The organism is Acidiferrobacter thiooxydans (assembly GCF_003333315.1).
GTDB lineage: Bacteria > Pseudomonadota > Gammaproteobacteria > Acidiferrobacterales > Acidiferrobacteraceae > Acidiferrobacter > Acidiferrobacter thiooxydans.
The window spans coordinates 160,521-184,244 of the sequence record NZ_PSYR01000001.1 but is presented as its reverse complement, the minus strand read 5'-3'; the positions used below and the strand labels follow the sequence as shown (position 1 = coordinate 184,244).

General features: G+C 63.4%; 21 protein-coding genes and 1 pseudogene. 6 read left to right on the top strand and 16 right to left on the bottom strand.

The genetic code is table 11. The features are described 5' to 3' along the window. Window positions 1-513: 513 nt before the first annotated feature. The 3 genes from C4900_RS00945 (at window position 514) to bioB (ending at window position 3,571) form a co-directional block, all read left to right on the top strand. Window positions 514-912: a TraR/DksA family transcriptional regulator gene (locus tag C4900_RS00945; RefSeq protein ID WP_211306700.1), complete on the top strand. Its 399-nt coding sequence runs from the start codon at window positions 514-516 to the stop codon at window positions 910-912. 238 nt (window positions 913-1,150) lie between these two features. After that, window positions 1,151-2,503, top strand: coding sequence for a UDP-glucose dehydrogenase family protein (locus C4900_RS00940; protein ID WP_114282794.1), 1,353 nt, complete (start codon window positions 1,151-1,153; stop codon window positions 2,501-2,503). Between the two features lie 57 nt (window positions 2,504-2,560). Next, window positions 2,561-3,571 carry a biotin synthase BioB gene (gene bioB / locus C4900_RS00935; RefSeq protein ID WP_083995774.1) on the top strand — a complete coding sequence of 337 codons (1,011 nt, stop codon included), beginning with the start codon at window positions 2,561-2,563 and terminating at the stop codon, window positions 3,569-3,571. On the opposite strand, the gene hrpB is transcribed toward bioB, so the two are convergent. From hrpB to C4900_RS00895, 8 genes are read right to left on the bottom strand one after another with little or no spacing between them, the layout of a single operon-like run. Continuing rightward, the gene (hrpB, locus tag C4900_RS00930) at window positions 3,477-5,948 is read right to left on the bottom strand and encodes an ATP-dependent helicase HrpB (protein ID WP_114282130.1); all 2,472 of its coding nucleotides are present in this window, start codon (window positions 5,946-5,948) and stop codon (window positions 3,477-3,479) included. The genes bioB and hrpB overlap by 95 nt on opposite strands. Beyond that, window positions 5,945-6,859 (bottom strand): polysaccharide deacetylase family protein, encoded by a 915-nt coding sequence (locus C4900_RS00925; protein WP_065970172.1) that lies wholly within the window; start codon window positions 6,857-6,859, stop codon window positions 5,945-5,947. Before C4900_RS00925 ends, hrpB begins: the two co-directional genes overlap by 4 nt. 4 nt (window positions 6,860-6,863) lie before the next feature. Next, entirely contained in the window at window positions 6,864-7,898 is a 1,035-nt protein-coding gene (locus C4900_RS00920; RefSeq protein ID WP_170132364.1) for a bifunctional UDP-4-keto-pentose/UDP-xylose synthase, read from the bottom strand. 38 nt (window positions 7,899-7,936) lie between these two features. Then, complete coding sequence (locus C4900_RS00915; RefSeq protein ID WP_065970168.1) at window positions 7,937-8,854, bottom strand: formyltransferase; 918 nt, start codon at window positions 8,852-8,854, stop codon at window positions 7,937-7,939. Continuing rightward, entirely contained in the window at window positions 8,844-9,785 is a 942-nt protein-coding gene (locus tag C4900_RS00910) for a glycosyltransferase (protein ID WP_065970166.1), read from the bottom strand. The genes C4900_RS00915 and C4900_RS00910 overlap by 11 nt, the downstream gene beginning before the upstream one ends. Before the next feature lie 3 nt (window positions 9,786-9,788). Then, window positions 9,789-10,955: a DegT/DnrJ/EryC1/StrS family aminotransferase gene (locus C4900_RS00905; protein ID WP_065970164.1), complete on the bottom strand. Its 1,167-nt coding sequence runs from the start codon at window positions 10,953-10,955 to the stop codon at window positions 9,789-9,791. Between the two features lies 1 nt (window position 10,956). Then, a complete protein-coding gene (locus C4900_RS00900; protein WP_065970162.1) occupies window positions 10,957-11,322 on the bottom strand; it encodes an EamA family transporter in 366 nt (121 codons plus the stop codon). Between the two features lie 2 nt (window positions 11,323-11,324). Next, on the bottom strand, window positions 11,325-13,001 hold the full coding sequence (locus C4900_RS00895; protein WP_170132363.1) for a glycosyltransferase family 39 protein: 1,677 nt from the start codon (window positions 12,999-13,001) through the stop codon (window positions 11,325-11,327). Window positions 13,002-13,170: 169 nt separating this feature from the next. On the opposite strand from C4900_RS00895, the gene C4900_RS00890 reads away from it, so the two are divergent. Then, complete coding sequence (locus C4900_RS00890) at window positions 13,171-13,626, top strand: c-type cytochrome (protein WP_065970160.1); 456 nt, start codon at window positions 13,171-13,173, stop codon at window positions 13,624-13,626. Here the strand turns inward: C4900_RS00890 and C4900_RS00885 are convergent. The 5 genes from C4900_RS00885 to C4900_RS00865 all read right to left on the bottom strand — a co-directional run bounded on the left by C4900_RS00885 (window position 13,623) and on the right by C4900_RS00865 (window position 18,272). Further along, window positions 13,623-14,147, bottom strand: coding sequence for a metallophosphoesterase family protein (locus C4900_RS00885; protein WP_065970159.1), 525 nt, complete (start codon window positions 14,145-14,147; stop codon window positions 13,623-13,625). The two genes, C4900_RS00890 and C4900_RS00885, sit on opposite strands and share 4 nt — an antisense overlap. Window positions 14,148-14,262: 115 nt before the next feature. Further along, window positions 14,263-16,311, bottom strand: a complete 2,049-nt coding sequence (locus C4900_RS00880) for a sodium-translocating pyrophosphatase (protein WP_065970157.1) — start codon at window positions 16,309-16,311, stop codon at window positions 14,263-14,265. Window positions 16,312-16,375: 64 nt separating this feature from the next. Further along, window positions 16,376-16,591, bottom strand: a complete 216-nt coding sequence (locus C4900_RS00875) for a hypothetical protein (protein ID WP_065970155.1) — start codon at window positions 16,589-16,591, stop codon at window positions 16,376-16,378. Between the two features lie 2 nt (window positions 16,592-16,593). Further along, the gene (locus C4900_RS00870; protein ID WP_065970153.1) at window positions 16,594-17,859 is read right to left on the bottom strand and encodes a 6-phosphofructokinase; all 1,266 of its coding nucleotides are present in this window, start codon (window positions 17,857-17,859) and stop codon (window positions 16,594-16,596) included. A gap of 56 nt (window positions 17,860-17,915) precedes the next feature. Then, on the bottom strand, window positions 17,916-18,272 hold the full coding sequence (locus C4900_RS00865; RefSeq protein WP_065970151.1) for a hypothetical protein: 357 nt from the start codon (window positions 18,270-18,272) through the stop codon (window positions 17,916-17,918). Window positions 18,273-18,507: 235 nt separating this feature from the next. Between C4900_RS00865 and C4900_RS17080 the strand changes: the two are divergent. Next, a pseudogene (locus tag C4900_RS17080) lies at window positions 18,508-19,146 on the top strand (adenylate kinase); the annotation flags it as partial. A 517-nt stretch (window positions 19,147-19,663) separates the two neighbouring features. Then, window positions 19,664-20,686: a porphobilinogen synthase gene (gene hemB / locus C4900_RS00855; protein ID WP_065970149.1), complete on the top strand. Its 1,023-nt coding sequence runs from the start codon at window positions 19,664-19,666 to the stop codon at window positions 20,684-20,686. Here hemB and phoU read toward each other — a convergent pair. From phoU to C4900_RS00840, 3 genes are all read right to left on the bottom strand, one after another. Continuing rightward, window positions 20,683-21,414, bottom strand: coding sequence for a phosphate signaling complex protein PhoU (phoU, locus tag C4900_RS00850; RefSeq protein ID WP_065970148.1), 732 nt, complete (start codon window positions 21,412-21,414; stop codon window positions 20,683-20,685). The two genes, hemB and phoU, sit on opposite strands and share 4 nt — an antisense overlap. A gap of 17 nt (window positions 21,415-21,431) precedes the next feature. After that, a complete protein-coding gene (gene pstB, locus C4900_RS00845) occupies window positions 21,432-22,202 on the bottom strand; it encodes a phosphate ABC transporter ATP-binding protein PstB (RefSeq protein ID WP_065970146.1) in 771 nt (256 codons plus the stop codon). Between the two features lie 196 nt (window positions 22,203-22,398). Next, window positions 22,399-23,661 carry an OprD family outer membrane porin gene (locus tag C4900_RS00840; RefSeq protein WP_065970144.1) on the bottom strand — a complete coding sequence of 421 codons (1,263 nt, stop codon included), beginning with the start codon at window positions 23,659-23,661 and terminating at the stop codon, window positions 22,399-22,401. Window positions 23,662-23,724: the final 63 nt, after the last annotated feature.

The window sequence follows — 23,724 nt, the reverse complement described above, 5'->3', positions numbered from 1 at the left end:
CCGCGTGTTGCGAGCGCGATATCTCGAGGCGCGCCCAATTCCCGTCACAAACGGCGCACACGCTGTCTACATCACGAGATCGCATCGCCGTCAAGCCTAACTGTAACAGCGATATCAACATTTGCAAACAATTTGCGTGGCCGTTTCCCAAGAAACCCATGCCGACAGGCGCGTATGTTGCTTGCCGTGTCGCCATGAGGGCGCCGGAGAGCATCCGCGCGCATCACACCATCGCTTTGTGCGCATCCATCGGGCAAGCACCCGATCATGCGCAACCGGTGCCGTAAGGCGTGGGTCCGGCCAGCGGATCTCGCATCCGGCAAGCCACAACGCGCAAACTCATCGACCGTCGGCTGCGCGGCGCCCGATCCCGTCGGCTCGGACGTGAGTCCGGCACGCGCCGATCGTGCATCTGGCATGATAGGCGGCGCATAATGCCCGAAGCGGGTTCATGGTGCATGTGTCTGCGCCGGCCATTTCCGTCCGCTGCCGAACCTCGAAGGAGGGTTATCGATGACCGAGCTTACCGCAACCAGGCTTCAGACATTGAAAGACCAGCTCACGCGCCGGCGCCAGGACCTGCTCGCCATGATCCAGGCCGGAACCAGCGATGCCGGTCATGACAATCTGCGCCGCATAACAGGTGAGGTCGCGGATTCGGGCGACGAATCAACAGCCCTCCAACAGACCGATCTGAACCTTGCCGAGATGGAAAACGAGGTACGCGATCTGCGCGCCGTCGACCGTGCCCTGGAGCGCATGAAGGAAGGCGTTTACGGGCAATGCACCGAGTGCGGGCACCACATCCCCTACGCGCGCCTCGAGGCCTACCCAACCGCTGAGCGCTGCACCGATTGTCAGACGCGCTACGAACGGCTCTACGGGGGGCGTGACGTGACACCGTCGCTTTGAGGTTCGGCGCTCGCGTTATCAGGCGCCACGGGCGTCTGGCAGGCGAGCGGCATCGCATCCATGGCGATGACGTTGCCGAAGGCGCGCAGGCCTCCTGGCCGAGCGAGCGCGCGAGGCGGCGAAGGGCCGGCGGCACGGCGGGTGGGCGCGCACGGACGCGATCACGGGAGCCGCATCGCGCGATCTGCTAGAATGTCCCGCGCGGCAGGCGTTGCCGTTTGGTGTGGTGGACACGACGATGCAATTGACCGTGGTTGGCACGGGTTACGTGGGGCTCGTAACAGGCGCATGCTTTGCCGAGATGGGCAACGAGGTCACCTGCGTCGACATAGACGAACGCAAGATCGAGAATCTCAAACGGGGCATACTGCCGATATACGAGCCGGGGCTCGAGACCATCGTAAGCGGCAATGTGAGCGCAAAGCGCCTACAGTTTAGCACCTCGCTTCAAGACGCCTTGGCCGCGAGCGATGTCTACTTCATAGCCGTGGGCACGCCGCCCAACACAGACGGTTCGGCAGACCTGCGCTATGTTCTTGACGTAGCCCGCGACATCGGCCGCTACCTGAGTCACTACGCCATAATCGTCGACAAGTCGACCGTGCCGGTCGGAACCGCGGAGCGCGTACGCGAGGCGATCGCAGCCGAGCTTCAGGCCCGCGGGGTCGACATCCCCTTCGATGTCGTGAGCAATCCGGAGTTTTTGAAGGAAGGCGACGCCGTGGCCGATTTCATGCGGCCCGACCGCGTCATCGTCGGATGCGACTCCGATACGGCGCGTGACCGCATGCGGGACCTCTATGCGACCTTCATGCGCAATCATGAGCGCCTGCTGTTCATGAGCGTGCGCGCGGCGGAAATGACGAAATACGCCGCCAACGCCATGCTGGCGACGAAGATATCGTTTATCAACGAGATCGCGAATCTTTGTGAGCGTCTGGACGTGGACGTGGAAAGTGTCCGCCGCGGCATAGGATCGGACAGTCGTATAGGCTACTCGTTCATCTATCCCGGCTGCGGCTATGGCGGGTCGTGCTTCCCGAAGGATGTCAAGGCCATCATTCGCATGGCCGACGATTGCGGATTCGAGCCTGTGGTCTTGAAGGCGGTCGAGGCGCGCAACGAACAACAAAAACAGCTGCTGTTTGGGCATATCGTCCGCGAATACGGCAACGACCTCAAAGGACGCCGTTTCGCGCTTTGGGGGCTCGCCTTCAAGCCCGGAACGGATGACATGCGCGAGGCCTCGTCGATCGTGCTCCTGAACGCCTTGATCGCGGCGGGCGCGCGGGTCACGGCCTACGATCCCGTGGCGACCCAGGCGGCGCACGCCGAGCTCCCGGAGTCCTGGTTCAAAAGCGGCGCGCTTGTGCTCGCGAATGATCAATACCAGGCCCTGGAGGGGGCCGACGCCCTGATCCTGGTCACGGAATGGAAGCCTTTCCGGCACCCGGATTTCGAGCGCATGGGGCGACTTCTCAAGGAACCGCGCATCTTCGATGGCCGCAACCAATACGACCCGCAACGCCTCGGCGAGGCGGGATTCCGCTATACGGGCATCGGGCGCTCGAATATCCGTCAACCGGAATGATCTTCGAGAGTTGACAGGGCGCGGCGGGCACCGTAGCGTGGGGCATGAGGAGGAACCATGACCCACACAACGCACGCCGTTGAAGACCTTTTTGCCCACGCCTTTTTCGATCTTCTGTTCGAGGCCCATACCGTCCATAGGCGTCACTTCGATGCCAACGAGATCCAGATCAGCACGCTGCTCTCGATCAAGACCGGTGGCTGTCCGGAGGATTGCGGATACTGCCCGCAGTCGCGGCGTCATGACACGGGTGTTCAGGACGAGGCCTTGCTCGATATCGACGAGGTGCTGGCGGCCGCGCGCCGCGCCAAGGCAAGCGGGGCCGGACGCTTTTGCATGGGGGCGGCATGGCGTGGTCCCAAGGAGCGCGACCTAAAGCGCGTGGCGGAGATGATCGCCGCAATCCGCGGCCTGGGACTCGAGACCTGCGCGACGCTCGGGCTTTTGCGCGAAGGCCAGGCCGAGCAGCTGGCCGAGGCCGGACTCGATTATTACAACCATAACCTTGATACCAGTCCGGAATTCTATAAAGAGGTAATCGGGACGCGGACCTATGACGACCGCCTAGAGACGCTCGCGCGGGTGCGCAAGGCCGGGCTCAAGGTGTGCTGCGGGGGGATAGTAGGCATGGGGGAGACGCGCCACGACCGCGCCGGACTCATCGCCCAACTCGCGGCGCTCGATCCGCCGCCGGAGAGCGTGCCGATCAATCTTTTGGTGCGCGTACCGGGGACACCGCTCGGGGATGAACCGAGCCTGGAGCCCTTCGAGTTCGTGCGCACCATCGCCGTGGCGCGCATCTGTCTGCCGACGAGCCGCGTACGCATCGCCGCGGGTCGCGAAGGCATGAGCGAGGAGCTGCAGGCCTTGTGTTACTTCGCCGGCGCCAATTCGATCTTCGCGGGCGACATGCTGCTCACCACGCCAAACCCCAAGGTCGCCGCCGATCAGGCATTGTTTGCCAAGCTCGGCCTCAAGACCTCCTCTTGTGCGGGCGATAGGGCGGCACAGACAGCGGATCGAGCGGCCACTCATGGCGCGGGTAGCGGGCCGCGAGCGCGCGCCTGAGCTCGGGATAGGCGCCCCGCCAGAAGCCCTGGAGGTCGGAGGTCACCTGCAGCGGCCGGCGCGCGGGCGAAAGCAGCTCCACCGTGACCGCGACGCGGCCGGCGTCCAGCCGGGGCGTCTCGGTCATCCCCAAGAATTCCTGCACGGGAGCGGCGAGCACCGGGGGGCCGCCGCCGGTATAGCGAAGCGGATACGGGCGGCCCGAACGCAGCGGCACCGAGGCCGGCGCCAGACGGTCGATCTCGTGTCGTTGGACGGATGAGAGCAGCCCATGATAGAGCCCGCGAGCCACGTCCACGGACGCCGCGGCAGTCTGGCCGCGGGGCGCAATGACCGCCGCCGAAAGCCACTGGACGTGGCTGACGAGCGCGGCATCACTGACATCGGGCCAGCCCTCGCGAGACGGTAAGGACGCGAGCCACGCGAGCCGCGCGCGCAGGGCCAACGCCTCCTCGGTCCACGGAAGCGCGGCAAGACCCGCGCGTCGCACCGCGGCCTCCAGGGCCTCCGGGAAATCCGCATCTCGGGGGACGGCACAGGGGAGTGCCTGCAAGCGGATGTCGCCCAGACGCCGCTCCTTGTACGCCGCAAAGGTATATGTGCGTTCATCCCAACGCACGCATAGGCGTTCGACGGCCGATCGCTGGGCGTCGTCCCACAAGGATCCAGAGAGGGGCACCGCCAGGCGCATCCACGGACCCTCAGCGGTCTCCTCGACGATCAGCGCCAAGAGCGCATCCTGGCGGCTCAAGGGGTCGGCAAGCGCAAGGCGCGCGCGTGGACCGCAGGCCAGCTTGAAGACTGCGGTCTCACCGCGCTCCACACACAAAGCGACGCGATCACCGTAGACCGGCAGGAGAAGCCGCGCCAGCTCTTCATCATGCGCGCCCTCACCGTTCCAGGCCGGCACGCGTACGCGCGCCGCGAGACGACGCATGCGCCGCGCGGCCGCCGAGTCGGGATGCGTCCGCAACCACGTAAGCCGCGTGGCGAGCGCGACGTCATCGCGATCACGAACCGTGTCACGCTCGTCTACGATCGCCGCCACGGCACACAATAACGGCTGGTGTGCGGGCGCGGCGCAGGCGAGGGCTGCGCCCAGGCGCGGACTGAACCCATGATCCACGGTACGGCGACCGACGGTTGTGATCGTGCCGTCCAGGGCGACAAGCCCGAGCTCGTGGAGCCGTCGGCGCGCAGCCGCGAAGGCCGCAGACGGAGGGGGCGTAAGCCAATGCAGGCCGGCAGCGTCCGGCGTACCCCAGGCGGCGAGATCGAGCGCCAACGCGCTGAGGTCGGCCTGCTCGATCTCCGGCCGCGCGAAACGGGGTCGGCCACGGTGATCTTCCGGGGTCCATAGCCGCAGGCAATGACCGGGGCGCACGCGTCCCGCGCGCCCGGCGCGCTGGTCGGCGATGTCCTGGCTTGCCGGGGACGTAACGAGCCGCGTAAAGCCGTTGGCATGATCGAAACAGGCGGTGCGGACAAGGCCCGCGTCGACGACGCCGTCGACGCGCGGCAATGTGATGCTGCTCTGCGCGACCGCGCTTGCAAGGATCACGCGCCGCGGTCCCTCGCGCTCTCGTACCAGATCCTGCTCCGCGCCCGACATCGCGCCGTGGAGGCGGCGAAGCGTAATACCCATGGCCGCCATATCGCCTTCCAGCGCGCGCTCGCAGTGCGCGATCTCACGCAGGCCTGGCAGAAACACCAGCACATCACCACGGGTGACGGCGAGGACGCGCAGCACGCCATCGCGTACGAGCCGGTCGAGGCGCAGGCCGGCGGCCCGCGGGAGATAGTCGATGGCCACGGGGAATTGCCGTCCCTGTGATTCCACGAGCGGCGCATCCGGAAAATACCGGGTGAACGCGGTATCGGAGAGCGTCGCCGACATGAGCAGGACGCGCAGATCGGTACGCAGGCCTAACTGGATATCGCGAACCAGCGCCAGGCCCAGGTCCGTCGCCAGATGTCGCTCATGCACCTCGTCGAAGATCACAAGACCGGTGTCGGCAAGCTCGGGATCGCGCTGCAGGCGGCGGGTCAACACACCCTCGGTCATGACCTCGATGCGCGTCGCCCCCGAGACTGCGGTCTCGGTGCCGGTACGATAGCCGATCGTGGCGCCGGGACGCTCGTGGATGACCGAGGCCATCCATTCACAGGCCAGACGCGCCGCGAGCCTGCGCGGCTCGAGCATGAGGATCTTGCGCGAGCCGAGGGCGGGCAGATCAAGCAGCGCGGGGGGTATGGCGGTGGTCTTGCCGCTACCGGTCGGCGCCGACAGGAGCACCACGCCATGGTCTGACAACGCCGCCCGAAGATCGCCGATACAGGCAGCAACCGGTAACGCGTCGAGCCCGGGGCCCGTCACGCGATGGCGCCGCCTTGCACGGCCAGCGTCCCCGAACGCCCATCGATCTCGCCTTGGACGAGCTCATTGACCGGCACCGCGTCGGGCTGCGCCAATACCGTCTGGGCGACCGCCGCCAACGTGAGGAACTGCACGCGCATGGACACGGCGCGCGTCAGGAACTCGCGGAACCAGTCCCGTTTGACGAGGCCCTCGATCTCGGCATGGACGGTCATCACGTTGACCGCGTTGCGGTGCAGCAGGGAAAAATAGTGCGTGGCGAGCAGCTCGTCGGGAAAATCGGGGCGGCCCATGAGTTCATCGAGGGTCGGGAGCGTGGTGGGGATCTGGAGCGTGCGAAAGCGTTGGCCGCGGACGGCGGGGAAAAACGGCGTGCTGCCGCGCGTGTCGCTGGCATAGGCGAGCCCCGCCTCGTCGTAGACCGTGAGGCTGTGCGCGTCCGCCTGCCAGCCGGCAGCGGCGGCAGCGGTGGCCGCGACCCCGAAGACGCGCGCGAATTCCGTGCGTGCCCGGCCAAACTCCGCGCGCACCTCGGCAAGACGCATGCGATGGAGGCCGTCTTGCCAGCGGATGTGATCGTAGCAATGGATGCCGACCTCGTGACCGGCATCGCGGATGGCGCGCATGACATCGGCATGGCGTCGACCGATATACGGGCCCGGCCACAATACGCCATTCAACAACGTACGCATTCCATAGGTGCCGATGACGCTCGTGCGTCTGACCTTTTTCAGGAACCCGGGACGAAAGACCCGCCGCAAGGCCCGTCCGGTATTGTCCGGACCCAGGGAGAAGAAAAAGGTCGCGCGTATCCCGAGCTCATCGAAAACCCGCGCCAAGGCGGGGACACCGAGGCGCGTGCCACGCTCGGTGTCCACATCGACCTTTACGGCAATGATGATGTCGGGCATCCCCTTATTGCAGTTCCTGAGATGGACGATCGAGATGGTAGTCGAGAGTCTTCTTCAAGGCGGTCGTAAGATCGGTGCGCGGCTCCCAGCCGAGATAATTGCGGGCATTCTCGATCGAAGGTACGCGCGTCAGAATATCCTGATAACCCTCGCCGTAATATTCCTTCGAGTTGACCGCCACAACCTTCACCTGGTCGGCCAACGCCGCATACCGGGGATAGGACCGGACCAGGGTCACGAGCGCATCCGCGAGCTCTTTGATGGAGCAATCGTTGGCCGGGTTGCCGATATTGAAGATGCGGCCGTCGGCGCAGCCGTCGCGGTTTTCTATGATGCGCAACAGGGCGTCGACGCCATCATCGATATACGTAAAGCTGCGTCTCTGATTGCCGCCGTCGACGAGCTGGATATCCTTGCCGCGCAGGATATTGCCGAGAAACTGGGTGAGGACGCGCGAACTCCCTTCCTTGGGCTCGAGGATGTTGTCGAGCTTGGGTCCGATCCAATTGAAGGGGCGAAATAGGGTAAAGGGCAGGCCTTCCTTGCCATAGGCATAGATGACGCGGTCCATGAGCTGCTTCGAGCAGGAATAAATCCAGCGCTGCTTGTGGATGGGGCCCAGCACCAGATGGCTCGTCTCCTCGTTGAAGGGGGTATCGGCGCTCATGCCATAGACCTCGGACGTCGAGGGAAACAGCACGCGGCGCTTATAGCGCACGCATTTGCGCACGATATCGAGATTGGCCTCGAAATCCAGCTCGAAGACCCGCAGGGGGTCTGTGACATAGGTGGCAGGCGTGGCGATGGCCACCAACGGCAACACGACATCGCACTTCTTGATGTGATATTCGATCCACTCGCGATTGACCGTGATATCGCCCTCCACGAAATGGAATCGCGGATTGCCGAGGCAGGTCTCGAGCTTGTCGTTATTCATGTCCATGCCATAGATCTCCCAGTCCTTTTGCTCGAGGATGGCCTGGGTCAGGCTGTTACCTATGAATCCGTTCACTCCTAGAATCAGGACTTTCAAGGCCATTATGCTTCTCCAAGATGATGGCGGGGCACCGGCTGCGATCAGCCGACGCGCTCCCCAATGATGAAATCCCGGCGTCCGGGGGCATCCGGCTCAGCCCACTCGAGCCTGTCCACCCGAAACCCCCCATCGCGGGTCGCCACGATGAGCGGCTCCACGGAGACGACACACCCCGCGGGCTTGCGGTCCCCGGGGGCGAGCACGACCGGCCGACCCCACCAGACCCGAAAGCGCGCCCCACGCAGCGCGCTGAAGGCCCCGGGATAGGGCTCGGTGAGCGCGCGCACGAAATTGAAGACCGACACCGCGTCACGATCCCAGTCTATGCGCCCATCCTCCGGTCCCCTGCCGCCAAAGGTGGTCGCCCGACTCTCATCCTGCGGGCGGCGCGGCGCACGGCCGGCGATGATGGCGTCGTGGCTGCGCGCGAGCACCGTGACCGCCGCCTCCGTCACCTTCAGAAACACGTCGTAAGCGGTGTCGTCGGGGCCGATAGGACAGGCCTCTTGATCGACTATATCACCGGCATCGGCGCGCGCGACCATATGATGGAGGGTCGCGCCGGTCTCCCGTTCGCCGTGGATGATCGCCCAATTGATGGGCACCCGCCCGCGGTACCGCGGCAATAACGATCCATGCATATTGAAGGCGCCGTAGCGCGGAATCGCGAGGATCTCGCGCGGGATCATGTTTCGGTAATAGAACGAGTAGAGCACATCCGGACGCCATTCGGAAATCCGCGCGACGATCGCCGGGTCTTTCAAGGACGAGGGGGTGAGGACCGGCACTCCGGCATCGCGCGCGAGACCGGCGACCGATCGAAACCAGATCCGCTCGCGGGCATCATCCTCGTGGGTAAAGACCACCGGGACAGAGACGCCGCGTGACAGCAGCCACTCAAGGCAGCGGTAGCCGACCTCGTGATAACCAAAAACGATAACCTGTGGGCTACTGGTCATCGATGGCCTGAACGACCTCGCGGATCACGAAACGCGGGCGCTTGCGGACCTCGAGATAGATCCGCCCGATATACTCGCCGATGATCCCGAGGCCGAAGATCCCGAGGCCCACAAGGAAATACATGATGCCAAACAGCGTGAAGACGCCCTGGACCTCGGGTCCGATAAAGATACGCTGCAAAAGGAGATAGACCACGAGGATGGCGCTCAAAAGCGATACCGCGAAGCCGAGCATGGTGAAGACCTGCAGCGGTACCAGCGAAAAGCCGGTCATGAGATCGAAGTTCAACCGCAGAAGGTTGTAGATATGATACTTCGAGTGGCCGGCGGCGCGCGGCGCATGGGATACCTCGATCTCGGTCGGATTGGCCGCGAAGTTATAGGCGAGCGCCGGGATGAAGGTGGAGACCTCGCCGCTCGTCGCGATACTGTCGACAATGTGCCGCCGGTAGGCGCGCAGCATGCAGCCCTGGTCGCGCATTTCGATACGCGTGATGCGTGCCCGTATCATGTTGATAAGCCGTGAGGCATTGCGCCTAAACCAGGTATCCTGGCGGTCGCGCCGGTAACCACCGACGACATCGAAGCCCTGCTCGATCTTCTCGATGAGGCGCGGGATATCCTCGGGCGGGTTCTGGAGGTCGGCATCCAGGGTCACGATGACATCGCCACGCACGTACTCGAAGGCCGCCATGATGGCCATATGCTGGCCGAAGTTGCCGTTGAAATCGATGACCCGCACCTGCGCGGGGCGCTGCGCGTGGAGTTCCCGCAAGATCTCGCCGGAGCGGTCGGCGCTGCCGTCGTTTGTAAACACGATCTCGTAGGGCCGTCCCATGGCATCCAGCACCGCCACGAGGCGCTCGAAGAGCGGCCTTAGGTTCTCCTCCTCGTTAAAGACGGGGATCACTGCGCTCACATACGGACGCATGGATCAGGCCCGGGCAAAGACGTCGGCCATAGCCGCGATCACGCGGTCCTGATCGGCGTCCGTCATGGCGGGAAACAACGGCAGGCTCACGATGCGCTCGGAGATGCGTTCGGCGCGCGGGAAATCGCCGAGCCGATACCCGTAGCGGTCCCTATAATAGGGGTAGAGGTGGGCCGCGCGGTAATGAATGGCCGTGCCGATATTGCGTGCCTTCATCTCGGCCATGAAGCGCTCGCGGTCCATGCCTGCGGCCTCCACGTTCAAAAGCGGCGCGAACAGATGCCAGGCCGGGCGATGATCATAGCGCGGCGCGGCCGGTAGCTCCCATTGCGGCCAGTCGGCGAGATGCTTGCGGTAACGCTCGGCAAGCTCGGTGCGGCGACGGATGAAGTCATCAAGGGCCGGGAGCTGGTGCAGGCCGAGTGCCGCCTGCATGTCCATCATGTTGTATTTGAACCCGGGCGCTATGATCTCGTAGTGCGCAGACCCCTGCTTGCCGAAGCGATTCCAGGCCTCCCGGTCCATGCCGTGAAAACGCGCCAGGGCGACGTCCGCGGCCAGGCCCTCATCGGATGTCATGACGGCCCCGCCTTCGCCCGTCGTAATGTTCTTGTTGGGATGAAAACTGAATACCTGCGTGTCGCCGAAGGCGCCGATGCGCCGATCCTTGTATTCGGCCCCTATGGCGTGCGCGGCGTCTTCGATCACCCGCAGGCCATGCCGGTGGGCCAGCGCATACAAGGGATCGAGGTCCACGGGTACCCCGGCGAAATGGACCGGCACGATGGCGCGCGTGCGCGGCGTGATGGCCGCCTCGATGCGGCCGACGTCGATGTTGTAGCCATCGCGCTCGACATCGACGAGCACCGGTCGGCCGCCGGCGATGACGATAGTGTTCAACGTCGCGGCAAAGGTCATGGGGGAGGTGATCACCTCCTCGCCCGGGACCAGGCGCAGGGCGGCGAGCGTCAGATGCAGACCGGCGGTCGCCGACGACAAGGCCAACGCAAAGGCCCCACCCGTATAGGCCTTGAGGGCCTCCTCGAACCGCTTGACGCGGGGTCCTGTGGTAATCCAGCCCGAGCGCAGACAGGCTACGACCTCGGCAATCGCTTCCTCGCTCAAGGTCGGGCGCGAGAAGGGGAGAAAATCGCCCTCGAAATCGCTCATGTCAGCTCCTTGTGATGAGGTAAGTGCCGAGGATGATGACGCCGATCCCGGCAAGCCGTACCGGCGTCAGCGCCTCCTGAAAGAGATAGTAGGCCGCCACCGCGTTCATGATATAGCCAAGGCTCAGCATGGGGTAGGCGAAGCTGACCTGGACGCGCGACAGCACCAATAGCCAAATGACGAAGCTTATAACATAGATCACAAGCCCCGCGAACACGAACGGATTGAAGGCGATGCGCAGGCCGATGGGGATGATATTGGCCCAGTCGAAGGTGAAATAGCCGATGCGCCGCATGCCCTCCTTCAATACGAGCTGGGCCGCGGCGTTCAGGAATACGCCGAACAGGATGAGCGGCAGATAGCGCATGGTCAGGGGGCCTTGTTGCCGACAACGACGTTGAAGGCGTTCTGCGCCACCATGTACATGCGGATGCCGCGCTGACGCAGCCGCTGATAGGTCGCGCGGCTTGTCACCATATACACCGTGCGGCCGCTGTTCCACTGCCGCCAGAATGCCGGGCCACGCATGATCCAAGGGGTCTTTTCGAGGGTCGCGCCGTAACCGAGCTCGCCCTTGTAGTTCACCACCTCGACACGGCGACGCAGATAGAACGGCACGTCCTGGTAGTACCAGCCGTAACACGCGACGATCGCATGAGGGGTAAGGCGCGGGCGCAGCTTCAGGACCAAGGCCTTGACCGTGCGCGTATCGAGATAGGGTGCGGAGGCATTGACGCCGAGCAGAAAGACGCTAAAGCCGACGGTCAGCACGATGACCCCGGCGGCAAAGCCCCGCCGGAGGCCGGCCCAGGCGCTGGCGATGGCGGTCAAGGCTAGGGTGGCGCCCAGCAAGGCCATGGCGATGGCCATGGTGTGCGGCTCGAGACTGGGTCGCGTCGCCGGGACGATGAAGGCCGCGGCCGCACCGAGCGCCACGCCAACCGGCGCGATCGCGCGGAACGCCCAGCGGTCGCCGCGTCCAAGGGCCCGGTCCCAGCGGTGATCGAGATAGCGGCCGATGAGGATGGCAAGCGGCGGGAACACCGGCAGGATATAGGGGACGAGCTTGGAGTCGGAGGCCGAGAAGAACGCGAATATCGAGACCACCCAGATCACGAGCAACAGGGTCTCGGCGTGGCGACGGCGGTCGCGCCAGGCGAACCCCAGGTGGAACCGCGCGGTCTGGACGATGAAGGCGGTCCACGGCAGGATCCCCGCAAGCAGGACCGGCAGGAAATACCAGAACGGCTGATAGCGGTGCGCGACGTGGGTGAGGTAACGCTCAAAATGCTGGCGAACGAAGTAGTAGTGCAGGAAGGTGGGGTGCTTCAACTGCATCAGGATGTGCCAGGGCGCGGCCACGAGGAAAAAGAGCGCGAATCCGCTCGGCAGATACATGCGCTTTAGGATCGACCAGTCCCAGAGGGCGATGATCCAGAGGCCAATGGCCATCATCGGGAAGACGATGCCGATCAGACCCTTGGTGAGTGTTGCCAACGCCGCCCACAAAAAGGCCCCCCACATCCCCAGGCGCCGCGTCCGGCCAGGGGGGGCGCGGTTTGCCAGCATGAAGGTGAAAAGGCTCAGAGAGAGGAGCACCGAGACAGTCATGTCGAGCGTGACGACATGCCCCATTCCGAAATAAAGCAGCGAGGTCCCAAGGACCATGGCCGACATAAGGCCGGTACGCCGATTGTAGAGCGCGCGGCCGGTGATATAGACCGCCACACAGCCCAGTACCGCGAAGAACGCGGTCCAGAAACGCATAGACCACTGGCCGAGGCCAAACAGATGGATGGAGACGGTTTGCAGCCAATAAAAAAGTGGCGGTTTCTCGAAATACAACACGCCATCGAGTCGCGGCGTGATGTAATGACCGGTCGCGACCATCTCCCGCGGAATCTCCGAGTAGCGGGCCTCATCGGGCACACCGAGCTCGCGGGTCCCGAGCATGATGCCAAAGAGCAGCGCCGCCACGAACGTGACGAGAATGACATCGGGCAGCCAGCGGTGGGTTGGGCGCGCGGTATTGGGTGTCGAAGACATGGCGGACGGCATTTGGATTTGCGCGGCAGGGTAGCACATATGGGCCGCATAAGGCAGACGGGGTGGCGGCACAGGTGGGCCTTTTCCAACGGAATCGGGGCGGTTGCGCCGCTTATCGGCGTTCGCTACGCTAGAGGCCTCAAAAAAACCGATGGATGGAGCCTCAACAATGATAAATCAACCCCGCATCAGGATACTCGTGGGCGTGATCGCCCTGGGACTGGCCACGACCGCCTTCGCATCCCCCGCTTCTGTCGCCCTGTCGCAGGCCGTCAAGAAAGGGGCGCACATCTTCAATACCGACAGCTTCGGCAGCCATGAGCCAAGCTTCCATGGACGACACACCACCTGCTCCAGCTGCCATATCGATGGCGGACGCGTCATGGGCCGCCTGCCCAACGGCAAGCGCATCCCGAGCCTCGTCAATGCCGCCGCCATCTTCCCGCGCTATAGCCCGAAGCTGCATAAGGTGATCACCCTGGAGACCCAGATCCGCCATTGCGTCGCGAACGGCCTCATGGGTCATCCGCCCGCCTACGGCAGCCAGACGATGGCCGACCTCGTGAGCTATCTCGGTTCACTCGCGCATGGCCAGCGCATCATGATCGGCGGCAAACCGCGTTAACGCGGTTTGGGCGGCGGCACCTCGCGGATAGCAAAGGACATGTGTTCGAGATCCGCCATGACATAGGTGGCCGCCGCCCCCACGCCCCCCACGGTCCCGGGATTCACCATGGCGGTCCTGCCACCCTTCACGTTGGGGACCGATTTGACCTCGGCCACATGATCATGGCCGCAGCAGACGATGTCCCAGTCGCCGGTGCACGCAAGCGCATAGGCGTAGTGCGGATAATGCACGAGAAACACGCGCCGTCCGGCCAGCCCGATGTCGGCATCCTGTCCGTAGTAACGCACAAAGGCCTCGGATTCCTGACCCAACCGCGACATATGGAAGGTATCGCCGGCATTGTTCCCGTGGATCGCGTGGATGGGCAGGGCATGGCGGCGCAGGGTGCGCAGCGTGCTCGGCGCGACGATGTCGCCACAATGGAGCACGGCCTCGGCCCCGAGGGACTTGGCCTCGGCTACGGCGGCGTTCAGGAGTTCGCGATTGTCGTGGCTGTCGGAGACGATGCAGATCTTCATGCGCCCAGTCTAGCAATTTCCGCAAACGCCGACATCTCGATCGGGGCGGATCACGGTGGGCAAGGCCCGCCCACGAGCCCCGGGGGCGGACAATAGCCCCCGGGGATCCCGCGCCTCACAGATGGAGCAGGGGTACCAGCAAGAGCGCGACGATATTGATGATCTTGATCATCGGGTTGACCGCCGGTCCCGCCGTGTCCTTGTACGGGTCGCCGACCGTGTCACCGGTGACCGCCGCCTTGTGGGCCTCCGAACCCTTGCCTCCGAAGTGGTTGTCTTCGATGTACTTCTTGGCATTGTCCCAGGCGCCACCGCCGGTGGTCATGGAGATCGCCACGAAAAGCCCCGTGACGATGGTGCCCATCAAGACCCCGCCCAGGGCCTGGGCGCCGAGCACTACCCCGACTACGACCGGCACCAGGACCGGCAGCAACGAGGGGATGATCATCTCGCGGATCGCGGCCTTGGTGAGCATATCGACCGCGCGCGAGTAGTCGGGCCGCGCCGTGCCCTCCATGATGCCCGGGATCTCCTTGAACTGGCGGCGCACCTCGATGACGACCGAGCCCGCCGCCCGGCCCACCGCCTCCATGGCCATGGCGCCAAAGAGGTAGGGGATGAGCCCGCCAAGGAACAGGCCGATAATCACCATGTGGTTGGAGAGATCGAAGGCGAGTACTCGACCCGTGCGCGCCGTCAGCTCATGCGTGAAGTCCGAAAATAGCACGAGCGCCGCGAGCCCCGCGGATCCGATGGCGTAACCCTTGGTGACCGCCTTGGTGGTGTTGCCGACCGCATCGAGCGGGTCGGTCACGGCGCGCACGGCGGGCGGGAGATTGGCCATCTCGGCGATGCCGCCGGCATTGTCGGTGATCGGACCATAGGCATCGAGCGCGATAATCATGCCGGCCAGTGACAACATGGCGCTGGCCGCAACCGCTATGCCGTAGAGCCCGGCGAGATGGTAGGCAAGACCTATGCCCGCACAGATCACGAGCACCGGGGCGGCGGTCGCCTTCATGGAGACCGCAAGCCCGGCGATGACGTTCGTGCCATGACCGGTCGTGGAGGCCTGAGCGATATAGCGCACCGGTTTGTATTCGGTCGCCGTATAGTACTCGGTGATGACGACCAGCAGGCCCGTGACCAGAAGCCCGGTCAACGCCGAATAGTAAATGTCACTGACCGTGAGCGGCGCGCCGGCCGCCGTATGGGCGGTGATGCCGTGCATGAGCCAGCGCGTGACGGGGTAAAAAAGCGCGGCGGCAATGACGCCGGTGACGATGAGGCCGCGATAGAGGGCGTTCATGATCTTGCCGCCCTCGCGCGCCCTTACAAACCACGTGCCGATGATCGAGGCGACTATGGAGGCGGCGCCCAGGGCCAGCGGATAGATCAAGGCCCCATGAAAGCCCGGGAAATCCAGATGGCCGAGCAGCAAGGTAGCGACGACGGTGACGGCATAGGTCTCGAAGAGATCCGCGGCCATGCCCGCGCAATCCCCGACGTTATCCCCGACGTTGTCGGCGATGACCGCGGGATTACGCGGGTCATCCTCGGGTATGCCGGCCTCGACCTTGCCGACAAGATCGGCGCCGACATCGGCCCCCTTGGTGAAGATTCCGCCCCCTAAGCGCGCGAAGATCGAGATCAGAGACCCTCCGAAGGCAAGCCCCACGAGCGGCGAGACGTCTATATGGCCGGAGGCGGGTGCGAGCGCGCGCAACACGGCGAAGTAGCCGGCCACCCCCAAAAGGCCGAGGCCGACCACCAAAAGCCCAGTGATCGCCCCGCCACGAAAGGCCACGCGCAACGCGGCATTGATCCCGCCCGAGGCGGCGGCCGCCGTACGCACGTTCGACCGGACCGAGACGTTCATACCGATATAACCGGCAAGTCCGGACAGGATGGCGCCGATCGCAAACCCTATGGCCGTAAGATGCTGCAGGAAAACGAAGAGCAGAATGAAGAGAATGACGCCGACCAGTCCAATCGTGCGGTACTGGCGATTCAGATAGGCCTGAGCCCCCTCCTGGATGGCGTGCGCGATCTCCACCATACGCGCCGTACCAGTCGGCTGCTTCATGACCCACAGAATGGAAACCCCCCCGTAAAATAACGCCAACAGGGCACAAACGAACACGACCGCAAGATCGATAGACATGCTATGGCTCCCCTAGGATGACAACTGAAAATTGTGCACTGCCTGGGGCGGGCGCCTGTTCATGTTATGGCTTCTTCAGCGCCAACCCTCCCTCGAACCGGGTCCCCGGCTCGAACCCAAAGACGCGGTCCAATCCGACTTCGCGGATCAAGCCGTCGACCGCAGCCTGACCATGCTCTCGGAAGACCTCCGAGAGTATGAGCTTGGCCGCATTTCCGTTATAAAAGCCCCCGAAGCCAGCTTGCACCTGCAAGAGTTCGCGGGCCTTGTCAATTGTCATGGCTAGACCTTGAATTCCCCGCCCAGCTTTTTCTTGACGGGCGCATTCTTCAGTCGCACATAGTGCGGCAGGCCGTTTTTATACGGCGGATAATCCTCTCCCTGGATGAGGGGCTCGAGATAGGTGCGGCACTTGCGGGTGATGCCAAAACCGTCCTCGGTGATATAGTCCTCCGGCATCTTCTTCTCGACATTGGCGACATCCGCCAGGTTGGCGACCCCGAGCTCCCACTTGTACGGACGATTGGCCGTGCGAACGATGATGGGCATGACCGCGTTGTGTCCTTTTACGGCGAGCTCCACGGCGCGCCGGCCCAGGGCATAGGCCTGCTCGACATCGGTCCGGGAGGCGATGTGGCGCGCGGCGCGCTGCAGATAGTCGGCGACCGCCCAGTGGTACTTGTACCCGAGCTTGTTCTTGATGAGCTGCGCGATCACCGGGGCCACACCCCCCAGCTGCGCATGGCCAAAGGCGTCCCTAAGACCGCTCTCGGCCAGGAATTTGCCGTTCTTGCCCTTCACCCCCTCGGAGACCACGATGGCGCAATAGCCATGGGTCTTCACGACCAGGTCGACGCGCGCCAGAAACGCCGCCTCGTCGAATACCCGCTCGGGAAACAGGATGATGTGCGGGGCGTCTCCTTTCTTCTCGGCGGCCAGTCCGCCGGCCGCCGCGATCCACCCGGCGTGCCGCCCCATGACCTCCATCACGAAGATCTTGGTCGACGTCTTGGCCATGCTCGCGACATCGAATGCGGCCTCGCGGATGGACACAGCCACATACTTGGCCACCGACCCGAACCCCGGGGAGCAATCCGTGAACGGCAAATCATTGTCCACGGTCTTCGGCACCCCGACGCATACGATCGGGTAGCCCAGGCGCTCCCCGATCTGGGAGACCTTATGGGCGGTGTCCTGGGAATCGCCGCCGCCGTTATAAAAGAAGTAGCCGATATCATGGGCCCGGAACACCTCGATGAGCCGCTCGTACTGGGCCCTGTTTTCCTCCAGACCCTTCAGCTTATAGCGGCATGAGCCGAAGGCCCCGGCCGGGGTGTGACGCAAAGCGCGTATGGCCTCGGCCGACTCCTTGCTGGTGTCGATCAAGTCCTCGGTCAGGGCCCCAATGATCCCGTTGCGACCGGCGTAGACCTTGCCGATCTTCGCTTTATACCGGCGCGCCGTCTCTATAACCCCGCAGGCGGAGGCGTTGATGACGGCGGTCACGCCACCTGACTGGGCGTAAAACGCGTTCTTGGGCTTTGCCATGACTCTCTTTGTGCTCCTAGGACTGGATGAAAGGAAAAAGACATCGGGTTCGGTAATCAGGTGTTGGCGCCGGGCGGTGAGTCGCGGCGGCTTTCGTGATCGGCCTGCAGCTGTAACACGTGGGTTACGCACTCCCCGATGTCGTCATAGACGTCCCGGCCGGTCCCGTAATGCTCGTTGGGGCCATAAAAGAACTGACATCGGTAACGCCCCTCGCCGACCTTGAAAACGACGAAATGGGCGGACCGCTCGGACCAGAAGATCGTGGGACAAACGGTCAGGGCGGTCGACTCGGGGTCGAGCCGCAGCTCACTGTCGGCGAGCTCCAAGGCCACCGCCTTACCGTAGCGCTCCGTCAGCGCCGAGCGCGCCACCCAGAGTTCGGTATCGTTAAAATCCGGTATTCCCGACATCGAGAACCCCCTCCGGAGGCGAGACCCTGCGGGGCCCCGCAAAATGCCGTAAGCGTAGCGCAAAAGCGTCCGTAATACAGGATGTGTCGCAGATTTTTTTATCCCCCGCCTTCATCCCCTAAAATCATTGACGTCAAGGGATGCAGCGGGTAGCTTACGATATGGGACGGCCCTGCTCAGGGAAAACATATAAAAAACCTCTACTAGGTCAATTTAAAACCAAAGCGAGACAACCATGCGAATCGTGCTATTGGGAGCGCCGGGCTCCGGAAAAGGGACGCAATCGAAACTGCTGGTCGAAAAGTACAAAATCCCCCAAATCTCCACGGGTGACCTCCTCCGAGCGGCCGTCACGGCGGGGACCGAGCTTGGCAAACGGGCCAAGGCGGCCATGGATCAGGGTCAGCTCGTAAGCGATGAGATCGTCCTTGGCATGATCCAGGACAGGTTGAGTCAACCCGACGCAAAAAACGGCTTTATCCTCGACGGTTTTCCGCGCAACAACCCGCAAGCACAAGCCCTTGACTCACTGCTCGCCCGCCTGGGCCAGCCCCTGCAGCTCGCGCTCCTCGTCGACGTCAATACCGAGGTCCTTTTAAAGCGCCTGACGGGACGGCGCACCTGTGCCAAATGCGGCCAGATGTATAACATCTATTTTCAGCCGCCCAAGGTGCCGGGGCGTTGCGACAAGTGCGGCGGGGAGCTACAGCAGCGATCCGACGACAACGAAGAGACGATCCGCAAGCGCCTCGAGATCTACGAGCAGCAGACCGCCCCGCTCATCACCTATTACAAAAGCCAGAATAAGCTGCGCCGCGTCGTCGGTGAGGGCGATGTCCAGGAGATATTCCGCACGGTGGTGACGATCATCGAGGGCCATATCCATCCCCTGGCCACACTGCGACCGGCCATGACGGCACCGGCGCCCACCAAGCCGAAGGGGCCATCTGTGAAGCCGCAGGCGGCAAGCCCGGCGCGTAACGAGGCCGTTTCGCAAAATGCGGCCCCGGTCAAGAAGGCCGCCCCGAAGAAGAAAGCGGCCGTTAAGAAGGCCGCCCCGAAAATAGCGGTCGTCAAGAAGGCGGCGCCCAAGAAAGCGGCGGCGGTCAAGAAGGCCGCCCCGAAGAAGAAGGCGGCTGCGAAAAAGGCAGTCGTCAAAAAGGCCGCCCCGAAGAAGAAGGCAGTAGTCAAGAAGGCCGCCCCGAAGAAGAAGGCGGCTGCGAAAAAGGCAGTCGTCAAAAAGGCCGCGCCCAAGAAGGCGGCCGCGAAGAAGAAGCCTGCCGTCAAAGGTCGTCGCTAGAAATCCCCGGCAAACGGACTCCAGGAGTCCGTTTGCCGTTCAGGCGGCCAGACCCCTTCCCGGAACACCCAAAGCGCGCTAGTCTGGCACCATGTCATTGGATAATAGTCGTGCCCCGTTCCCGGCGACCCGCATGCGGCGTATGCGTCGGCAAAGGTTTTCTCGCGACCTCGTGCGCGAGCACTCATTAACGGCATCCCATCTGATTATGCCCGCGTTTGTTCTTGAGGGCCGGGATCGGAGTGAAGACATTGCGGCGTTACCGGGCATCCAGCGACTGTCCGTCGACCGCCTAGTGGATGCGGCACAGACATGGGCCGCGGACGGCATTGCGGCGGTTGCCTTGTTTCCGGTCGTGCCCCGGGAGAAAAAATCCGCCCAGGCCGAGGAGGCCTTCAATGCAGAGGGGCTTGCGCAAACGGCGGTGCGCGCCCTGAAGACCGCGGTCCCCGGTCTCGGGGTCATGACGGATGTCGCCCTTGATCCGTTCACCATCCACGGGCAAGACGGCATTATCGACGAATCCGGCTACGTCATGAATGACGAGACCACGGAGATCCTGGTCCGCCAGGCGCTGAGCCATGCCCACGCGGGGGCCGACATCGTGGCGCCCTCCGATATGATGGATGGCAGGGTGGGGGCCATTCGCCGGGCCCTCGAGGCCGAGGGCTTCCGTCATACCCAGATTCTGGCCTATGCGGCCAAATACGCCTCGGCCTTTTATGGGCCCTTTCGGGACGCCGTGGGGTCAGGCGAGGCCCTCGGCCAAGCGGACAAATCGACCTATCAGATGGACCCGGCCAATAGCAACGAGGCGCTTCACGAGGTGGCGATGGATCTCAAGGAAGGGGCGGACATGGTGATGGTGAAGCCCGGCCTCCCCTACCTCGACGTCATACACCGCATCAAGGAGACATTCCAGGTGCCGACCCTGGCCTACCATGTCAGCGGGGAATACGCCATGCTGAAGGCCGCCGTGGCAAACGGCTGGCTCGATGAGCGCAAGGTCGTCTGGGAGTCCCTGATCGCCTTGCGCCGGGCGGGAGCGGACGGCATAGTGACCTATTACGCGGCCACCGTCGCCCGTTGGCTGCGCGAACGCACCCAACCCTAGAGGGGGCGCGAGTCCGTGGCGCCGAGGATCTCGGTCTCGATCTGCTCCAGGCTCGTATGGCGCACGTCCTTGCCCTTCACGAGATAAATGACGTACTCGCAAATGTTGCGGGCGTGATCACCGATACGCTCGAGCGCGCGCATTGCCCATATCACATTCAGGACACGCGAAATCGTCCGCGGATCCTCCATCATGAAGGTGATCATCTGGCGCATGAGGCCGTCATATTCCTTGTCTACCTGACGGTCTTCGCGCGCGACGCGTACCGCCGCACTCATGTCGAGGCGCGCGAACGCATCCAAGGCGTCATGCACCATCTGCCGAACATGGTTCCCTAACGACTGGACCTCCACATATCCGTCCTTGGGGCGCTCCTCGGCCGCCAGGCGCACCGCCATGCGCCCGATCTTCTCCGCCTCGTCTCCGATCCGCTCCAGGTCGGTGATCGTCTTGACCACCGCCATCACCAGACGCAGATCGCTTGCGGTCGGCTGACGCCGGGCAATGATCTGGTTGCACTCCTCGTCGATGGTCACGTCCATATTGTTGACCTTGTAGTCGTTCTTTATGACCTCGTCACCAAGGACGGAGTCGCCCTTCACCAAGGCTGCCATGGCGTCGATGATCTGCTGCTCGACAAGGCCGCCCATGTGGAGCACGCGTGTGCGGATTTCCTCGAGCTCGGTGTTGTAGCGGCGCGAGATGTGCGGATTGATATGAGGCTCCATGGTCACTCCTGGCTTGATCAGCCGTAACGCCCGGTAATGTAGTCCTCTGTCTGCTTGGACGTCGGGTTGGTGAAAATGGCATTCGTGTCGTTGAACTCGACGATCCGACCCAGGTACATAAAGGCAGTATAGTCGGAAACGCGTGCCGCTTGCTGCATATTATGGGTTACGATCACGATCGTATAATTCTGTTTCAGTTCGTAGATAAGTTCCTCGATCTTCAGGGTCGATATCGGGTCAAGGGCCGACGCCGGCTCGTCTAGCAACAGGACCTCGGGCTTTAGGGCCACGGCGCGCGCCATGCACAGGCGCTGCTGCTGCCCCCCCGACAGGCTCATGCCGCTTTGCGCAAGCTTGGCGCTCACCTCGTCCCACAGGGCTACTTGACGCAAGGCCTCCTCGACGCGGTCATCCAGCTCGGCCTTCGAGAGGCGCTCATAGAGCCGGATACCGAACGCCACATTCTCATAGATGGACATGGGAAAAGGCGTCGGTTTCTGAAACACCATCCCGATGCGTGAACGCAGGCGGTAGAGGTCCTCGCCGGGCAGCAATACATTGCGGTCATCGAGCCAGATCTCGCCTGTGGCCCTCTGGTCAGGATAGAGCTCATACATGCGGTTGAAGGTGCGCAACAAGGTCGACTTGCCGCAACCGGACGGCCCGATGAATGCCGTCACCATATTCGTGGCGACGGCGAGATTGATATCGTGAAGGGCGGCCTCCTTCCCGTAATAAAAGTGCAAGTTCCGGATCGTGATCTTGGTGGCGTTCTGCGCGGGTTCCATCGGTAGGGATCCTGCCCGTTCTTCAGCGTTTGGATGCGACTCCCAGGGCGGGGCGCTGGCCCCATTATGCCACAGCTCTCCCAGGAGACGGCACGGTGGCGCAGCGACGCCACCGGCGAGCGCCGCGCCAAGACGCGGCGACACCAGGGCACGCGGGCCGCCATCGCCCGCGGGCCCTGGACCTGGGCGATGGCGGCTAGAAGTCGTACTCAAGCATCAGCCGGTTGTAGACAAAACGGTGGACGACCGGCAGGTTATGCGCAATACCGATGCGATCGCGGATCGAGAGCCCTTTCAAGGGGCCGCCCAGGAAGTAGGTCAGATCCAGATCCGCCTCGTTGGTGCGCGCCGAGGCGTAACCACTATAGAGGGTATTGAAGTAATCCGCGAAGCTTGCGATCAGGCGCACCTTGTGTTGGAACAGGAAGGCCGTGGCCGAGACCTTGACGGCGTGACCGGTCGTCTTGCGGTCGATCATGCCCTGGATCATGGAGGTCGTATACAAGGGGTCGGTGGCGTAGCCGGTCGTATACGGCGAGACGACGTCACCGTTTCCGAAGGCCCCGGCATGGGCCGGCAGATCGTCGTAACCGAGAGTGATCTGGTCTCCGGCACGCTTGACCCCGACCACCGCGCCGTACACTGTGGCATTGACCGCGCCCAAATATTGCGGTCCAGAGCCCGTCTCGCGCACCACCTGCGCGCCCACGAAGGGCTTCAGTCCAACCGCGCCGGGCAGCACATAAGAACCTTGGGCATAGGCCATCTTGGCGAGGTCATAGAATTGATAACCCCACACCGCGGCCTTCAGACCATGGGCGTCGTAATCGGCACCAACGGCGGCCGCCCCGGTTTCCCGACGGCCGGCAAGACCGCCGGTCCCGCCGATATTGAAGGTGCTCGTCGAGTTGTAGAGGTCCGTGCGCGAAAACTCGTCGGACGTCCGGCTCTTGAAGCGCGTGATGCGCATGGCCGAGATCGTAAGCCCCGTCATCGGCGTCACGGCCGCCAGCAACGCCTGGTAGGTAGCCGGGATCATGCGCGAGTCGGAGGCGTTGATCCAGGGATTGGCGATGGATTGGTCGCCGGCGCGTACTAGGACCCGACGATTGTCATATTGGACAAAGGCCTGGCCTAAGGTATTGATCCCGTCGTAACCCGCGAGCGTGCCATCCACAAGGGCCGGGTTGGGGTTATTCAGACCGAGATTGTGCGCGGTATAGAAGCTCAGTCCCGCCGAGAAGCCATAGACCGACCCGCTCAAGACATTGAGCGCGCCGCCCACGGAGAAGGCCTGCTGGCCGGCCACCGGTCCGCTATAGTGACGCGTGAAGTCGTAGGCGCGGATGTCACCGTTGACCTTCATGCCCCCGAAAAATCCCTGGCCGGCATGGGCATCGCCGGCACCGACGCAGACCAACACGGCAGCCGCAAGGGCCGCCCGAGAAATGTGCTTCATACTCCTCCCTCGTTTCAGTGAAAGGCCCGGTCGATCCGCCACCGGATCGACCGGGCCGTCCCG

What these genes read in the sequence shown, in the direction of transcription:
- pstB (WP_065970146.1), bottom strand. Translation starts at nt 22,202, where the DNA reads ATGGAACCCGCGCAGAACGCCACCAAGATCACGATCCGGAACTTGCAC.
- C4900_RS00900 (WP_065970162.1), bottom strand. Translation starts at nt 11,322, where the DNA reads ATGCGCTATCTGCCGCTCATCCTGTTCGGCGTATTCCTGAACGCCGCG.
- phoU (WP_065970148.1), bottom strand. Translation starts at nt 21,414, where the DNA reads ATGGAGCCTCATATCAATCCGCACATCTCGCGCCGCTACAACACCGAG.
- C4900_RS00940 (WP_114282794.1), top strand. Translation starts at nt 1,151, where the DNA reads ATGCAATTGACCGTGGTTGGCACGGGTTACGTGGGGCTCGTAACAGGC.
- C4900_RS00925 (WP_065970172.1), bottom strand. Translation starts at nt 6,859, where the DNA reads ATGCCCGACATCATCATTGCCGTAAAGGTCGATGTGGACACCGAGCGT.
- C4900_RS00880 (WP_065970157.1), bottom strand. Translation starts at nt 16,311, where the DNA reads ATGTCTATCGATCTTGCGGTCGTGTTCGTTTGTGCCCTGTTGGCGTTA.
- C4900_RS00840 (WP_065970144.1), bottom strand. Translation starts at nt 23,661, where the DNA reads ATGAAGCACATTTCTCGGGCGGCCCTTGCGGCTGCCGTGTTGGTCTGC.
- C4900_RS00895 (WP_170132363.1), bottom strand. Translation starts at nt 13,001, where the DNA reads ATGTCTTCGACACCCAATACCGCGCGCCCAACCCACCGCTGGCTGCCC.
- C4900_RS00915 (WP_065970168.1), bottom strand. Translation starts at nt 8,854, where the DNA reads ATGACCAGTAGCCCACAGGTTATCGTTTTTGGTTATCACGAGGTCGGC.
- C4900_RS00875 (WP_065970155.1), bottom strand. Translation starts at nt 16,591, where the DNA reads ATGACAATTGACAAGGCCCGCGAACTCTTGCAGGTGCAAGCTGGCTTC.
- C4900_RS00910 (WP_065970166.1), bottom strand. Translation starts at nt 9,785, where the DNA reads ATGCGTCCGTATGTGAGCGCAGTGATCCCCGTCTTTAACGAGGAGGAG.
- C4900_RS00890 (WP_065970160.1), top strand. Translation starts at nt 13,171, where the DNA reads ATGATAAATCAACCCCGCATCAGGATACTCGTGGGCGTGATCGCCCTG.
- C4900_RS00865 (WP_065970151.1), bottom strand. Translation starts at nt 18,272, where the DNA reads ATGTCGGGAATACCGGATTTTAACGATACCGAACTCTGGGTGGCGCGC.
- bioB (WP_083995774.1), top strand. Translation starts at nt 2,561, where the DNA reads ATGACCCACACAACGCACGCCGTTGAAGACCTTTTTGCCCACGCCTTT.
- C4900_RS00945 (WP_211306700.1), top strand. Translation starts at nt 514, where the DNA reads ATGACCGAGCTTACCGCAACCAGGCTTCAGACATTGAAAGACCAGCTC.
- C4900_RS00920 (WP_170132364.1), bottom strand. Translation starts at nt 7,898, where the DNA reads ATGGCCTTGAAAGTCCTGATTCTAGGAGTGAACGGATTCATAGGTAAC.
- C4900_RS00905 (WP_065970164.1), bottom strand. Translation starts at nt 10,955, where the DNA reads ATGAGCGATTTCGAGGGCGATTTTCTCCCCTTCTCGCGCCCGACCTTG.
- hemB (WP_065970149.1), top strand. Translation starts at nt 19,664, where the DNA reads ATGTCATTGGATAATAGTCGTGCCCCGTTCCCGGCGACCCGCATGCGG.
- C4900_RS00870 (WP_065970153.1), bottom strand. Translation starts at nt 17,859, where the DNA reads ATGGCAAAGCCCAAGAACGCGTTTTACGCCCAGTCAGGTGGCGTGACC.
- C4900_RS00885 (WP_065970159.1), bottom strand. Translation starts at nt 14,147, where the DNA reads ATGAAGATCTGCATCGTCTCCGACAGCCACGACAATCGCGAACTCCTG.